This window comes from Ruminococcus sp. Marseille-P328, assembly GCF_964249465.1.
GTDB classification, from domain to species: Bacteria; Bacillota; Clostridia; order Lachnospirales; family Lachnospiraceae; genus Blautia_A; species Blautia_A faecis.
The window spans coordinates 89499-104292 of sequence record NZ_CAXUBQ010000007.1; the positions used below are offsets into that span (position 1 = coordinate 89499).

A 14794-nucleotide genomic window follows, 5' to 3' on the forward strand; every position below is an offset into this window, starting at 1 on the left:
GCTTTAGTCTACTCCGTTTTTTGCGCAGATATCAGCGAGACAGCATCTGTCACAATAAGGCCTGGTTCTGGCAGTACAGACTTCCCGTCCGTGGTTTACCAGGCGGTGACAGAAGTCATTTCCCTCTTCCGGCGGAATGATTTTCCACAGTGCCATTTCAACTTTCTTAGGATCCTTGATTCCATCCACAAGGCCAATCCGGTTGGTGAGACGAATGCAGTGTGTATCAGTGACAATAGCTGGTTTACCGAATACATCGCCCATGATCAGATTGGCACTTTTGCGTCCTACACCGGGGAGGGCGAGAAGAGCGTCAAAGTCACATGGAACATTGTCATGGTATTTTTCATGCAGGATTTTCATGCATGCGCTGATGTCTCTGGCTTTACTTTTTCCCAGTCCGCAAGGCTTTACAATCGCTTCAATTTCTTCAGGGGTAGCTGCTGCAAGTGCGGCTACGTCCGGATATCTGGCATACAGATCCTGCACTACAACATTGACTCTGGCATCTGTACACTGTGCTGCCAGCCGTACGCTAACCAACAGTTTCCAGGCTTCGTCGTAATCAAGAGTGCAATCTGCCAGGGGGTATTCTTTCTTTAATCGATCTATTACTTCAAGAGCGAGTTCTTCCTTTGTCATTTTGTAAAATCCTTTCATGAATGATGTATTCATTGTAATTGGAAATCCTCGATTTTGCAAGGTTATGCTGCTTTATTTTGTACGAACTTAGGGGAACAGTAATGGGAAAAAGATCACTGTTGACTCTGCGGACAGTAACGGAAAAAAGTAATACTTCAGAGTGAAAATGTGAATATTGTTAAAAAAAATCCCGCGACAGCTATATATACTGCCGCGGGATGCACTTTTTAGTTTAAATGCCAGATATCTTTATTATACTGCTCAATGGTTCTGTCAGAAGAGAAGAATCCGGCTTCTCCCATATTTACGAGCATTTTCTTTGCCCAGCTGTTGCGGTCTTCATAATCCGCAAATACCTGATCTTTAACTTTAATATAATCTTTGAGATCCAGCAAAGTCATAAACCAGTCTTTATTCAAAAGTTCGTTATAGAAGTTTCTCAGATGTTCCTCTTTACCAAGCTTCAGCATCGGCTCGCTGACAATAAAATCTACATACTTTTTAATATCAGCATCTCCCTCATAAATTGCTCTGGAATTGTAATCCATCTTCTCATAATGCTTGATAATTTCATCACTGGACTCACCAAAGATATAAATATTATCCTTGCCAACCAGATCACTGATCTCCACATTTGCTCCGTCCATAGTACCAAGAGTAATAGCACCATTCAGCATAAACTTCATGTTTCCAGTACCGCTTGCCTCCTTGGAAGCCAGGGAAATCTGCTCGGAAATATCGCAAGCAGGGATCAGTTTTTCAGCAGCACTTACATTGTAGTTTTCCACCATAACAAGCTTCATATAAGGTGCTACGTCTGGGTCATTCTGAATCAGGGTTTCTAGAGTCAGAAGCAGATGAATGATATCCTTTGCAATGTAATAAGCAGGAGCTGCTTTTGCACCAAAGATGAAAGTAATCGGTCGTTCCGGTTTCTTTCCGTCTTTGATTTCCAGATATTTATAAATAATATAAAGAGCATTTAACTGCTGACGTTTATACTCATGAAGTCTCTTGATCTGGATATCAAAAACACTGTTTTCATCGATCTCGATACCAGTATTTTCCAGAACAAAATCCTTGCAGATTTTCTTTGCATTTGTCTTGATCTCAAGCAGCTGATCCAGAACCTTCTGATCATCCTTGTAAGCAAGAAGCTTCTTCAGTTCATCGGCATCTTTTTTATAACCCTCTCCAATAAGTGAAGAAATAAACTTGGTCAGTGGCTGGTTGCAATACATTAACCAGCGGCGGAAAGTAATACCATTGGTCTTATTATTGAATTTTTCAGGATAAATTTCATAAAACTGATGCAGCTCGGAGTTCTTCAGAATCTCTGTATGAAGGGCTGCAACACCATTGATTGAGAAGCCATAATGAATGTCCATATGTGCCATATGAACCAGATTATTGCTGTCAATAATAGCAAGATTTTCAGCCGGATATTTGGCTTTTACCTTTTCATCCAGCTTGCGGATAATCGGAACCAGCTGTGGAACAATGTCTTCCAGATAATGGATTGGCCATTTTTCAAGCGCCTCAGCCAGAATTGTATGATTGGTATATGCACATACATTGGAAACGATTTCAGCAGCTTCATCAAAGTCAATTCCACGCTCACCAAGAAGGCGGATGAACTCAGGAATGATCATACTTGGGTGAGTGTCATTGATCTGAACAACAGCATAATCAGCCAGATCATGAAGGTTGCTTCCCTTGGAAACTGCCTCATCCAGAATCAGCTGAGCGGCATTGCTGACCATGAAATACTGCTGGTAAACACGAAGCTTACGTCCATCTTCATCACTGTCATCCGGATACAGGAACAGTGTCAGATTGTGGAGAATATCCTTTTTGTTAAAGGTAATTCCATCATGAACCATGGACTCATCTGCCAGATCAATGTCAAAAAGATTAAGGTGGATCGCTTTGTTTTCATAGCCTGCAACATCAATACTATACATGGTAGATTTCAGGGAAAAACCTCTGAAAGGAACCATATAAGTTACATTTGTAGCAGTCAGCCAGGAATCAGGAGTGATCCATGGATTCGGTACTTCATGCTGAAGATTGTCTTCAAAAACCTGTTTGAAAAGTCCAAGATGGTAATTCAGACCAATACCTTCTCCAGGAAGTCCAAGTGTTGCAATAGAATCCAGGAAACATGCAGCCAGACGTCCAAGACCACCATTTCCAAGAGATGGTTCCGGCTCAACGGATTCAATTTCTGCAAGAGATTTGCCATTTTTTTTCAGAAATTCTGCAACCTCATCGTAGATTCCAAGATTGATCAGATTGTTGGAAAGAAGCTTACCAATGAGAAATTCGGCAGAAATATAGTAAATTTTTTTCTTGCCATCGTGATAGCCTTTTGCAGCTAACTGCTCTTTTGTATAGGTGAGAAGTGCTTCGTATACTTCCTGGTCGGTACATGCTGCGCAGTCTTTGTGGAACATGTTCTGGATCATAGTTTCTAAAGCTTTCATAATTATTTTCTCCTTTCGAGAGCGTGTGAATGATGCTCGTCTGAAATCCACCGGTATGCCTGATGCCGTGGACATCACCTTTGTTCGATGGTGTTATATTAGCATATGCATCTCTTAGAAAAATACAACAAAACTGTTCTGTTATGACATTTTTTTGCGGAATTTGTGAGGGGACAGCTGATTGGCTTCCTGAAATTTTTTTATAAAATAACTGGTATTGTTAAAACCTACATCTAGAGCAATGTCCGTCACAGATGCATCTGTATGCAAAAGCAGGGACTTTGCCTTTTCAAGTCTGTAGTCATTCAGGTAGGCTGCTGCTGTTTTTCCGGTATACTGTTTGAACAGCTTCATAAAATAGAATTCACTGTAATTGGAAAGACCGGACAGTTCCTTTACAGACAGAGGCTCACGGTAATGGGCACTGATATAGTCCAGGACCTTTTTTACAGATAAAAGATTCCTGTTCTGTTCGGCATCTGTAGTAATGATGTAATTTCCTGCCAGCATTTCATAAAAAAGCCCATAGAAAAGTCCTTTCAGCTTCATATAATAGAAGGGCGGTTTTTCCTTGTGGCATTTATGGATCTCGCAGAAAAGATGGAAAATATTATTATAATTTTCATTGGCAGGAGTGATCAGATGGGTGAATTCTGCCCGGTTCTCCATAAGCAGGGAGATTACTTTTTCCTGACAGAGATCCCCTGCAGGACCCGCCAGAAAGCTAAGGTCAAACACCACGCTTCTGTAATATAAAATATGTCTGGAATCTGACTTGATTCCATGCAGAACACCGCTGTTGACAATGAGAAGATCTCCCTCTTTCAGACGCAGTGTTTCCCGGTTAAGCCTTGCAAGCCCGTTTCCCTTGTCAATACAGATGATCTCCATTTCTTTATGCCAGTGGTTGTATAAGGAGCGGAAAATCTCACAATTATCTGTATAAGTTTCTACTGGCAGCTCAAAAGAACCATGGGTTTCAAGCTCCTTCATGGTTTCGTCTACGTTTGGTGAAATATCAGGTATTTTATCTGCCATGGCATCCTCCCTGAAAATGAGTATTATCCACAAGCTTCACGAAGCATGCAGAATTGTGTTATCTATGAACTTTGTTCACAAAAACGCCTCGCGGAACGTTACCAGTGAACCGTAACGAAATGTAAACAATAGCGAAATTTGTTTGCTTATAATTAATATATGTTATCATTGTCTTGTATTATACGTTATGCGTCAAACCTTCGCAAGTCTGTAGAAATTTTCGAAAATCTGACGCTTTTATTGGAAAAGAAAACCAGGTGGTTTATAATAAGGATTAAAAGAGCTGCTGTTCAGTATCTGCACATTGACAAAAGCGGTTACTTAATATTCGCTCTGGATGTGCAAAAGATACAGCGGAAAGGAAGGCATTTTGAAGATAGATTTTAAACATGCAAGAGGCGTTTTCGAGGATTATTTAAATGGATATGACAGAGAAGATGAAAAGATAAAATTAAAAATCATTCACACATATGGGGTGGTAAAAAGTGCTCGTGAAATTGGTCACAGAATGCATTTGAATGAGGAAGACCAACAGCTTGCGGAGCTTATTGCCCTGCTTCACGATATTGGAAGATTCCAACAGCTTCGTCTTTATAACAGCTTTTCACCGGACACTATGGATCACGCTGCATTCGGTGTACAACTGTTATTTGAGGGAGAAAATCCGATGATCAGCAGATTCATAGAAGACCGAAGCTATGATGAGCTCATTCGCGTGGCAATTGCCAGACACAGTGATTTCAGGCTGGAAGGAATTCAGGACGAAAGAACTCTTTTCCACGCAAAAATGATCCGCGATGCAGACAAGCTGGACAATTGCAGAGTGAAGCTGGTGGATTCTGTGGAGGCTATGATCGGTGTCCCTCAGGAGCATGCCGGAGAAGGCAAAATATCTCCAAAGGTATGGGAATCCTGCCTGAGAAAAGAGGCAGTTTCATCTCCTGACAGGATTACATCCGTAGATTACTGGGTATCCTATGCAGCGCAGTATTATGACCTGAATTTTAAGGAAACATGGCGGATCATGAAAGAAAAGGATTACATTTCCAGGATTATAAAGCGGTTGGAATATAAGGAGAAAGACACCAGGGAAAAGATGGAAATACTGGAGCAGCAAATGAACGCTTACATGGAGAAAATCCTATGCTGAGCTCTCAGATTTCCTACCAGATCATCCGCAGCAGCCGCAAAACTATGAGCCTGGAAATTAAGGCTGATGGCAGTGTTGTTGTACGCGCGCCTCTCCGTCTTTCCGAAGCAAAAATTCAGAAATTTGTGGAAGAAAAACAAGAATGGATCCTGAAAAATCTGGAAAAAATCCAGAAAAGAGATGCACAGAAGGAGAACGTACAAAAGCTGTCTGCCCTGGAAAGACAGCATCTGCAGAATAAAGCCTGCGTGGTAATTCCAAGGCGAGTGGCATATTATGCAGAAAAGTTAGGGGTAAGCTATGGGAAAATTACCCTGCGTCAACAGAAAACAAGATGGGGAAGCTGTGCCGCAAATGGAAATCTGAATTTTAACTGGCTGTTAATTCTGGCACCTCCTGAGGTGCTGGATTATGTGGTGGTCCATGAGCTTTGCCACCGTAGGGAAATGAACCATTCCCAGGCATTCTGGAAAGAAGTTGAGAAGATCCTTCCAGATTACCGGGAAAGACAAAAGTGGCTGAAAGACAACGGCTGGAGATTAATGGAGGAGGGTTTTTAATGAGAAAAAAAGGAAAAAAATGGTTCGGTTTGCTTATTGCAATCGTATTTTTATGTGCATTCTGTGTACCGGTAGCGGCTGCGTCCAAGCTTCCCAGATTACAGGTAAAAGGCACACAGCTTGTAAACAGCAGTGGGAAAAAAGTACAGCTTAGAGGTATCAGCACCCATGGTCTGTCCTGGTATCCAGAGTATGTAAATCAAAGTGCATTTACTTTTATGAAGAAAAACTGGAAGGTAAATGCAGTGCGTCTTGCCATGTATACTGCTGAATATAACGGCTATTGTACCGGGGATGCATCCAATCGGCGTAAGCTGGAAGCGTGTATTGATAACGGTGTAAAATATGCCACAAATGCAGGTATGTATGTGATTATTGACTGGCATATTTTAAGTGATGGAAACCCTCAGCAAAATCAGAAAGAAGCTTTGAAGTTTTTCAAAAAAATGGCAAAAAAATACAAAAATAATACCAATGTGATCTACGAAATCTGTAATGAGCCAAATGGAGGAACATCCTGGAGTACAATAAAAAAATACGCTGAAAAGATTATAAAAGGTATCCGCACCTATGACAAAAAAGCTGTGATTCTGGTAGGAACGCCCAACTGGTCACAGGATGTAGATCAGGCTGCGCTTTCCCCGGTTAGTAAGAAATACAGGAAAAACGTAATGTACACCCTGCACTTTTACGCAGCAACACATAAGGAATGGCTGAGAGATAAAGCACAGGCTGCCCTTGATAAAGGACTGCCGTTATTTGTATCCGAGTTTAGTATTTGTGATGCTTCTGGAAATGGTGGACTTGATAAAGCTGAAGCAAAAAAGTGGCTGACTTTCCTGGATAAAAACAATATCAGCTATATGGCATGGAGCCTGTCAAATAAGGCAGAAAGCTCTGCATTTATAAAATCCGGCTGCAGTAATACAGGAAAATGGTCCTCAAAGAATCTGACAGCAGCAGGAAAATGGATTACAAACTGGTATAAAAAGAAATAAAAAGAAATAAAAAGAACACATTGGAAAGTGTTTTTTTCTATAGTTTTGAGAATTTTGAGCAGTTGCAAATCAAAATATAAATGACTGAAATGGAGTTAATTAAGTGGAAATAATCGCAGATCTTCACATTCATTCCAGATATTCCATGGCAACAAGCAAGCTTGGAACCCCGGAATATCTGGATCTGTGGGCAAGAAAAAAAGGAATTTCTTTAGTGGGAACCGGTGATTTTACCCATCCTGCCTGGCGGGAGGAACTGAAAGAAAAGCTGGTTCCGGCAGAAAGTGGACTGTATCGGTTAAGAGATGAATATGTGCTGGAAGAGGCGAAAATGCTTCCTGGGGGAGCTCCCCGTTTCGTAATTACAGGGGAGATCAGTTCTATCTATAAGAAGAATGGAAAGTGCCGCAAGGTGCATAATGTACTTCTTTTATCCGGCCTTGAAGAAGCAGATAAAATAGCTGGGAGACTGGAAAAGATTGGAAATATTCACTCAGACGGAAGGCCAATACTGGGACTTGATTGTCACGATCTTCTGGAAATTTTACTGGAAAACTGTGCCGATGGAATGCTGGTTCCGGCACATATCTGGACTCCCCACTTCGGGCTTTTTGGTGCCGCATCAGGGTTTGATACCATGGAAGAATGTTTTGAAGATCTTACTTCATATGTTCATGCTGTGGAAACGGGATTATCTTCAGATCCACCTATGAACTGGCGTTTATCTGCACTTGATGGACTTCAGCTGATCTCAAACTCAGATGCACATTCTCCATCAAAGCTTGGAAGAGAGGCTAACTTACTGGACATTGAATTGTCCTATCAGGGACTTTATGGTGCTGTCCAATATGGAAAAGGTTTTCTTGGAACACTGGAATTTTTCCCGGAAGAGGGAAAATATCACTATGATGGACACAGAAAATGTCACATCTGTCTGAGTCCGGAAGAAGCAGAAAAGTATCATGGAATATGTCCTATATGTGGGAAAAAACTGACTATGGGAGTGAATCACAGAATTATGGATCTGGCTGATAGAGAAAATGGGTTTGTGAGAAAAAATGCCAGACCTTTTGAGAGCATTGTACCTCTTCCTGAGGTGATTTCTGCCTGTGTTGGAAAGGCTGTAACCACCAAAATAGTCACTGGTGAATATGAAAAGATGCTTCAGAAACTGGGAAATGAATTTGATATTTTAAGGGAAATTCCCATTGCGGATATTGAGAAAGAAAGTAGTCACATGATTGCTTCAGGCATTCGGAAACTTAGAAACAGAGAAGTAATCTGTAAACCTGGATTTGACGGCGAGTATGGGAAAATCTGTCTGTTTTGAGGAAAAGGCTGTTTTTTGAAAAAATATAGATGAATGTGGTATAAGGAACGGTGAAATGATAGAAAATAAGAGAATTAAAATTGGAATTATTTCAGATACACATGGTCTTTTACGGACAGAAGTTCTGGACATATTACAGTCCTGTGACTGCATTTTTCATGCTGGAGATGTGGACAGACCGGAGCTTCTGGATACTATAAGATCATTGGGCGCTTTATATGTAGTGCGAGGAAACAATGATGGATACTGGGCACAGAATCTGCGAAGAAGCTTGAACTTTACAGTTGGAAATGTGAAATTCTTTATGGTTCATGACAGGAAAGATGTTGCCTGGGAGTTAGGGGATACCCAGGTGGTGATTTTTGGACACAGTCATCAGTATTTTGCAAAAGAAATTGGCGGAAGGCTGTGGCTGAACCCTGGAAGCTGCGGCAGAAGCCGCTTTGGTGGAGACGTGACCATGGCAGTTATGACCGTGGAAAACGGCAGCTGGCAGGTGGAAAAAATCGTGCTCTGAACAGTTGCAATGTGGAAAAAAGGAATATCCAGAACACAGTTTTACAATTATGTTGTAGAAAAATTGGGAAAAACAGGGGAGAGAATTGTCGAAAGATGACATTGCAATTTTAACAAGATAATGTATAATAGGGCAGAAGAAAAAGCCATGAAAGAAATGAGGATTTGCAGTGGAGAAAAAAGAAATCGATGTAAAATTCATTGTAGGAATTGTCATTCTTCTGGTGATCTTTGGCGTAGTAGGCGGCTCGTTCTGGAATCTGGTTGCCAGACAGGCACAGAAAGACAAACAGGAGGAAGCCCGTCTGGAAAATGAAGCCATAAGAGCTATTTATGTGGAAGCCGGAGATATACTGAAGGAAATGGTATTCGTAGATATGGATAAAAAAACTGTTTTCAAGGCAGCGATTCCCAAGGAAGGAATTTATAACAAAAATGATAAATTAATTGCCGGGGATACCTTGGAAAATGGAGATATGGTGAAAATCTACGGTGACAGAAATATGACAAGATCCATCCCTGCACAGTATCCAGGGATTACAAAGATGAAGCGAAATGGCAGGGCTTCTCTTGAGGAGCTTCAGCCTTATCTGGAAATTGCAAATGAACTTCTTTGTGGAGACAGCGAGGAGGAAGACAAAAAGTGAAGTATCTGAGGCAATTTTGTATTATTTTGCTGGTTTCAGCGTTGGGTGAGGGATTACATATCCTTTTGCCTCTTCCGGTACCGGCCAGTGTATATGGTCTTGTGCTGATGCTTGGAGCACTTGCAAGCGGAATTCTGAAACTTGAGCAGGTAGAGGAAGCAGCAGATTTTCTGGTTGAAATTATGCCGGTTATGTTCGTTCCTGCAGGTGTGGGACTTTTGGAAGCGTGGGGTGATCTGCAACCAATCTGGCTTCCTGTTGTGCTCATAACAATTCTGACAACCGTCATTGTAATGGTAGTTACTGGACGCAGTACTCAGTTTGTGATCAGAAAGGACAGGGGGAAAGATAAGAAATGATAAATTTTATAGAAAATTCCCTGTTTTTCGGGGCGGCATTAAGTCTGGCTGGATATGAGGTCGGTCTTTTGCTGAAGAAAAAGTTTAAAATGGCGCTGTTTAATCCTCTTTTGATTGCAATTCTATGTGTAATGGGAATGCTTCAGTTTATGCAGGTGGATTATAAGACCTACAATGCAGGCGGTCAGTATATCAGTTATCTGCTTACTCCTGCTACAGTATGTCTTGCGGTACCGCTTTACAGACAGCTTACTCTGCTTCGTAAGAATCTGAAAGCTGTCGTTATAGGAATTGTTTCCGGTGTACTTGCAAGTATGGTCAGTGTCTTGATTTTTGCAAAGCTGTTTGGACTTTCCCATTCGGAGTATGTTACTCTGCTTCCGAAATCCATTACTACAGCCATTGGAATGGGTGTATCGGAAGAACTTGGCGGACTTGTTACGATCACTGTTGCAGTTATTATTATCACTGGTGTGCTGGGAAATGTGATTGCGGAGGCAGTCCTTAAAGTGGCAAAAATTGAGGAGCCTATCGCGAAAGGTCTGGCACTTGGAACTTCAGCCCATGCCATAGGTACATCTAAGGCAATGGAACTGGGTCCTGTAGAAGGTGCTATGAGCAGCCTGGCAATTGCCGTTGCCGGACTTCTTACTGTTATTGCCGCTTCTGTGTTCGCTGGATTTATGTAAAAACATGTTTGTGGATTAACTACTATGAAAGTATAGCGAATAAATAAGCCTGTAGACATGTTCATTTAGATTTTGTAAAAAGTAAAACGTCTGATTCTGTTTGAAACAGGTTCAGACGTTTTTTTATCACTTAAAAACGAACAGATATTCGGAAATTACTGATTCGTACCGTTTTATAGGACTTATATTGTGGTAGACTAGTCTCATAAAGAAAATATGTTCGGAAAATACGTTCGGTATTTGATGGCGGATGATATTGGAGTTTGGGAAACGGAGGAGATATTATGTGGAAATCAGGCAGAAATATTAACAGCAGAAGAGCTGCCCTTGCAGAGGGATATATGGAGGATACACAGGAGAGCCGCGGCAGGAAATTTTCCGGGAGCACAGCCATGATACTGGGACTTTTTATTACGTTGGAGCTCATGATCGGGGGAGCTATGATCTTTAATTATGATTTTCATGGTGCAGATCTTATTGCTCTGCTCTTTGCTTTTATGGTATTATATTCTGGAGTCGTAGCAGTATTGACAGATAAATAGGAGTAAGGATATGCCAAAATCTTTCCAGCAGAAACTGAAAATTTTATATCTTATGCGAGTCTTTTCTGAGAAAACAGATGAGGCACATCCCATGAGTGTGAAAGATCTGATTTCCTATCTGGAGAGTCTGGGAATTCATGCAGAGCGGAAGACGATATATGACGATATAGAGACTTTGCGTGTGTTCGGAATGGATATTATGAATCGAAGAGAGAGACCGTCAGGTTTTTATCTTGCAAGCCGTGAGTTTGAGACTGCAGAGCTGAAGCTTCTTGTAGATGCTGTTCAGTTTTCCAGATTTCTTACTGTTGGGAAATCGCGGCAGTTGATCCAGAAACTGGAGCACTTTACCAGTATTTATCAGGCCAAAGACCTGCAGCGGCAGGCAATCGTACTGGATCAGGTGAAGAATACAAACGAGAGCATTTATTATAATGTAGATGAGATACACAGAGCAATTTCACAGAACAGACAGATCAGCTTTCAGTATACAGAATGGACAGTGTCCAAGGAGAGACATCTGAAGAAAGGTGGAGCTCGCTATCAGATCAGTCCATGGCAGATGATATGGCAGGATGGTAATTATTATCTGATAGGAGTCGATGAGAAGAGTGGCATTGTGAAGCATTACCGCGTAGATAAAATGTTGAAGATCCTTACAGAGAATGAAGCAAGAAATGGTGCCGAACTCTTCCGGAAATTTGACAGTGCCAGATTTGCTGCCGGTACTTTTGGAATGTTTGGAGGCCGTGAAGAGAAAGTTAATCTGGAATTTGAGAACCATCTTGTTGGTGTAATGATTGATCGATTTGGTCAGGATATTATGATTATGTCCAAGGACAATGAGCACTCCGTCACCAGGGTACAGGTGAATGTAAGTACACAGTTTTATGGCTGGCTTGCTGCCCTTGGAAATAGCGTGAGAGTGATTTCACCGGAGAATGTGCGAAAAGAATACCGGGATTTTTTAAGAAAAGCCCTGGAGAATTATGAAGGATAAAAGCATGACGGTTAAATCCAGACTTTTGGAGTTATTAGAACAGCATAAAGGTGAAACTTTATCTGGTGAGGATATTGGCAGGGAGCTTTCCTGTACACGAGCCGCAGTTTGGAAAGCTGTGAACAGTCTGCGCCAGGAAGGATACCCCATTGAGGCCGGACCGAATAAGGGATATATGCTTGCAAGAGAGAGTAATCTGATTTCAGCAGAGGGAATCAGACTTTTTCTGGAGGATCCACAGGTTGAGATAAAAATATTTGATGCAATCAGCTCTACCAATCTGGAGGCCAGGCAGCTGGCTGTGAGCGGAATGGCTGGACACGGCTCTTTTGTTGTTGCCATGGAGCAGACAGCAGGAAGAGGACGAAGAGGCAGGGAGTTTTATTCTCCTAAAGGCAGTGGGATTTATCTCAGTGTTATTCTGGAACCGAAGGGGACACTGGAGGGCAGTCTTCTGATCACTACTGCAGCAGCTACTGCAGTGTATAAGGCTGTGAAAGAAGTATGCGGTGTAAAACTTGGAATTAAATGGGTAAATGACCTGTACAAGGATAACCGTAAGGTTTGTGGTATTCTTACAGAGGCGGTCACAGATTTTGAAAGTGGAAATATAGAATTTGCAATTGTAGGAATTGGGCTGAACCTGTACGTTGAGCAGGAACAATTCCCCAAAGAGCTTCAGGAAATTGCCGGAGGAATCTATGAAGATGAACAATCCTCCAGAACTGCGGACAGGAACCGCCTTGCAGCGCAGATTGTGAACTATCTTCTGGAAGAAAACCGGGAATTGAAATTGTCGGAAGAATACGTGGAACATAATATTGTTCCAGGAAATGAAATTACAATTACAGATAATAAAAGCAGCAGAAGTGCCAGAGCATTAGCGATTTGTCCAGATGGGAAATTGCTGGTTCAGGAGACTGATGGCACTCAGAGTAAGCTGGCTTTTGGAGAAATCTCAATAAAAATACCGCCGATAAAATAAATTTATCGGCGGTAAAGTTATTAGAAATATTATGTGGCAGATACCTGACTTTTATTGGAATAGTTACTCTATTTTGCAGAATTATTGTCTGGCTCAGCAGTAATGAATGGTTGAACTGAAGTAGTATCCGAAATTTTGATATCGGTATTCTTTATTACATTATCCGCATTCTGATCTGGCTGTGTTGTTGAAGACACTGTTGAGGTAGGTGCTGATTTTGTATTCATTTGTGGAGCGCTGTTATCAACAGGCTGTTGATAAGGACGATATGGCTGCCAATAATGTTCTGACACATCTTTTTTACAATCAGCTTTTTCGTCAGGAGAGATGCTTTTGATTTTTCCTGTAAGAAGCTGATAACCGGCAACGATGATCAGAATTCCAATGATAACAGAAGGAATCTGGTACATGATATCCTGTATAATAATAGCCAGAGAATTTGGTAAAATCCAGAAGAGCAGATCACGGAAACCATTCCAGAAAACAGCAACTCCGAAAACAATCAGGAGAATTGCCGCAATTTTAATATGTTTTTGCGAGAGCCTGATATTATTCTGAAATATACGGTCAAGATGCAGAATATAGTTATCCTCTATCGCGTAAAATTCTTCTTCCGGCAGTTCTTTCAAGTTATGAACATGGAAGAAACTGTAGAACCATAATACAGGAAGAAAGATAACCAGAGAGGAGATATTAAGCCCTCCGGCAATTGCGATAATAGCCCAGAATAGAGTCATAATGCTGATTCCCTGCTTAAAGAATCCCATATACATTTCTCCCGCACCAGGAATCAGGGAAGAGATAAAAAGCAGGAATCCTTTTTTTTGTTTTTGCATGTTAGTTACCTCCGTTTGTTATTGTATTTGAAATAGAATTAATGTAGTTGACAACTTTCTGGGGAGCATCAGAGATTCCATCTGTAATTCCATTTGAAAAATTACGTAATGAAGTTCTAATTTCCCGGCGCGTTTCAGATGATTTGGCTGTGGACTGCGGAAGCTGAGGCGAGACGAAGTCCATTTGCCCAAGGCTGAACAACATAACCAGTGCAAGTACGACTCCGACTACAGTGCGGAGCCCCTCATAGAAAAACCGCATTTTATAGGTAGCATCCGCTGCTGTTTTCTGTATCTGAATATCAGGAGCTGTAACACGTTCCATAATTGTTTCTTTCAGATAGGCGGGAGCTGAGGATGCATGATCTGTATATTCGTCCGCAAGCTGGTTAAGACAGTAGTCGCAGTGCTTCATATGTTCCAGAAATGCAATGATTTCATCAGTGTTCATCTCTTCATTTTGAAAATTATTCAGGTCATTACTATTGATATGCATTTAATCGCTCCTTTCTGCCAACATTTTTTTCAACATGTTTTTTGCACGATATAGCTGTGTCTGAATGGTCTTAGGGTTTTTGCCTTCTTTTTGCGATATTTCTGTTACGGACATCTGTTTACAGAAATGAGCAATGGCAATTTCCTTGTAAGGACTTTTCAGGCCGCTGCATATCCGAAATACCTGCTGTTCCGAATCAGACTGCAGATACTGTTCCTCTGGGGAAGAATGATTCTCCAGATCAGGAAGCTGTGAGAAATAAATATCTTCCGTTGGAATTGAACGGCGTCCGGCAGCTTTTAGGAAATCAAGGCATTTGCGTACTGCAATTTTGCTAAGCCAGGCTTTTTCATAAAGCCCATCGAAGTGGGCGAGACTTTTGTAGGCAGACAGGAATACCTCTTGAGTGAGGTCTTCTGCATCGAAAGGATTACCTACTGATTTCAGACATATGGAATATATCAGATTCTGGTATTGGTCAATCAGATATTCCAGATATTCTTCCTGTGAAATGTTATCA

At 41.3% G+C, this 14794-nt stretch carries 17 protein-coding genes and 1 pseudogene; 11 read left to right on the forward strand and 7 right to left on the reverse strand.

What is annotated here, in order from left to right; translation table 11 throughout:
• Positions 1 to 3: 3 nt before the first annotated feature.
• The 4 genes and pseudogenes from nth to ACESTK_RS06930 all read right to left on the reverse strand — a co-directional run bounded on the left by nth (position 4) and on the right by ACESTK_RS06930 (position 4166).
• Positions 4 to 642, reverse strand: a complete 639-nt coding sequence (gene nth, locus ACESTK_RS06915; protein ID WP_187566123.1) for an endonuclease III — start codon at positions 640 to 642, stop codon at positions 4 to 6.
• Positions 617 to 796, reverse strand: a pseudogene (locus ACESTK_RS06920) (hypothetical protein); the annotation flags it as partial. The gene nth and the pseudogene ACESTK_RS06920, both read right to left, overlap by 26 nt.
• 73 nt (positions 797 to 869) lie before the next feature.
• Positions 870 to 3134: a glycogen/starch/alpha-glucan phosphorylase gene (locus ACESTK_RS06925; RefSeq protein ID WP_373119319.1), complete on the reverse strand. Its 2265-nt coding sequence runs from the start codon at positions 3132 to 3134 to the stop codon at positions 870 to 872.
• 135 nt (positions 3135 to 3269) lie between these two features.
• On the reverse strand, positions 3270 to 4166 hold the full coding sequence (locus tag ACESTK_RS06930; protein WP_226836606.1) for an AraC family transcriptional regulator: 897 nt from the start codon (positions 4164 to 4166) through the stop codon (positions 3270 to 3272).
• Positions 4167 to 4536: 370 nt separating this feature from the next.
• On the opposite strand from ACESTK_RS06930, the gene ACESTK_RS06935 reads away from it, so the two are divergent.
• The 11 genes from ACESTK_RS06935 (at position 4537) to ACESTK_RS06985 (ending at position 12942) form a co-directional block, all read left to right on the forward strand.
• Positions 4537 to 5316, forward strand: a complete 780-nt coding sequence (locus ACESTK_RS06935) for an HD domain-containing protein (RefSeq protein WP_306467726.1) — start codon at positions 4537 to 4539, stop codon at positions 5314 to 5316.
• Positions 5310 to 5876, forward strand: a complete 567-nt coding sequence (locus tag ACESTK_RS06940; RefSeq protein WP_226814855.1) for a M48 family metallopeptidase — start codon at positions 5310 to 5312, stop codon at positions 5874 to 5876. Before ACESTK_RS06935 ends, ACESTK_RS06940 begins: the two co-directional genes overlap by 7 nt.
• Positions 5876 to 6874 (forward strand): glycoside hydrolase family 5 protein, encoded by a 999-nt coding sequence (locus ACESTK_RS06945; RefSeq protein ID WP_118578801.1) that lies wholly within the window; start codon positions 5876 to 5878, stop codon positions 6872 to 6874. Before ACESTK_RS06940 ends, ACESTK_RS06945 begins: the two co-directional genes overlap by 1 nt.
• A 103-nt stretch (positions 6875 to 6977) precedes the next feature.
• Positions 6978 to 8204 carry an endonuclease Q family protein gene (locus tag ACESTK_RS06950; RefSeq protein ID WP_373119279.1) on the forward strand — a complete coding sequence of 409 codons (1227 nt, stop codon included), beginning with the start codon at positions 6978 to 6980 and terminating at the stop codon, positions 8202 to 8204.
• A gap of 55 nt (positions 8205 to 8259) precedes the next feature.
• Positions 8260 to 8721, forward strand: a complete 462-nt coding sequence (locus ACESTK_RS06955) for a metallophosphoesterase (protein ID WP_373119281.1) — start codon at positions 8260 to 8262, stop codon at positions 8719 to 8721.
• A 169-nt stretch (positions 8722 to 8890) separates the two neighbouring features.
• The gene (locus ACESTK_RS06960) at positions 8891 to 9367 is read left to right on the forward strand and encodes a hypothetical protein (RefSeq protein WP_118578805.1); all 477 of its coding nucleotides are present in this window, start codon (positions 8891 to 8893) and stop codon (positions 9365 to 9367) included.
• Positions 9364 to 9726: a CidA/LrgA family protein gene (locus ACESTK_RS06965; RefSeq protein ID WP_118578807.1), complete on the forward strand. Its 363-nt coding sequence runs from the start codon at positions 9364 to 9366 to the stop codon at positions 9724 to 9726. The genes ACESTK_RS06960 and ACESTK_RS06965 overlap by 4 nt, the downstream gene beginning before the upstream one ends.
• Positions 9723 to 10415 carry an LrgB family protein gene (locus tag ACESTK_RS06970; protein WP_118578809.1) on the forward strand — a complete coding sequence of 231 codons (693 nt, stop codon included), beginning with the start codon at positions 9723 to 9725 and terminating at the stop codon, positions 10413 to 10415. The genes ACESTK_RS06965 and ACESTK_RS06970 overlap by 4 nt, the downstream gene beginning before the upstream one ends.
• Before the next feature lie 284 nt (positions 10416 to 10699).
• Positions 10700 to 10957 (forward strand): hypothetical protein, encoded by a 258-nt coding sequence (locus ACESTK_RS06975; protein ID WP_148462181.1) that lies wholly within the window; start codon positions 10700 to 10702, stop codon positions 10955 to 10957.
• A 10-nt stretch (positions 10958 to 10967) separates the two neighbouring features.
• On the forward strand, positions 10968 to 11957 hold the full coding sequence (locus tag ACESTK_RS06980) for a WYL domain-containing protein (RefSeq protein ID WP_347088682.1): 990 nt from the start codon (positions 10968 to 10970) through the stop codon (positions 11955 to 11957).
• Positions 11947 to 12942: a biotin--[acetyl-CoA-carboxylase] ligase gene (locus ACESTK_RS06985; RefSeq protein WP_373119283.1), complete on the forward strand. Its 996-nt coding sequence runs from the start codon at positions 11947 to 11949 to the stop codon at positions 12940 to 12942. Before ACESTK_RS06980 ends, ACESTK_RS06985 begins: the two co-directional genes overlap by 11 nt.
• Before the next feature lie 68 nt (positions 12943 to 13010).
• On the opposite strand, the gene ACESTK_RS06990 is transcribed toward ACESTK_RS06985, so the two are convergent.
• Genes ACESTK_RS06990 through ACESTK_RS07000 form a run of 3 tightly spaced genes read right to left on the reverse strand, consistent with a single transcriptional unit; the run spans position 13011 to position 14787 of the window.
• Positions 13011 to 13778, reverse strand: a complete 768-nt coding sequence (locus ACESTK_RS06990) for a hypothetical protein (RefSeq protein WP_373119285.1) — start codon at positions 13776 to 13778, stop codon at positions 13011 to 13013.
• A 1-nt stretch (position 13779) separates the two neighbouring features.
• Positions 13780 to 14274: a hypothetical protein gene (locus ACESTK_RS06995; RefSeq protein ID WP_187566129.1), complete on the reverse strand. Its 495-nt coding sequence runs from the start codon at positions 14272 to 14274 to the stop codon at positions 13780 to 13782.
• Positions 14275 to 14787, reverse strand: coding sequence for an RNA polymerase sigma factor (locus tag ACESTK_RS07000; protein ID WP_118578819.1), 513 nt, complete (start codon positions 14785 to 14787; stop codon positions 14275 to 14277).
• Between the last annotated feature and the right edge of the window lie 7 nt (positions 14788 to 14794).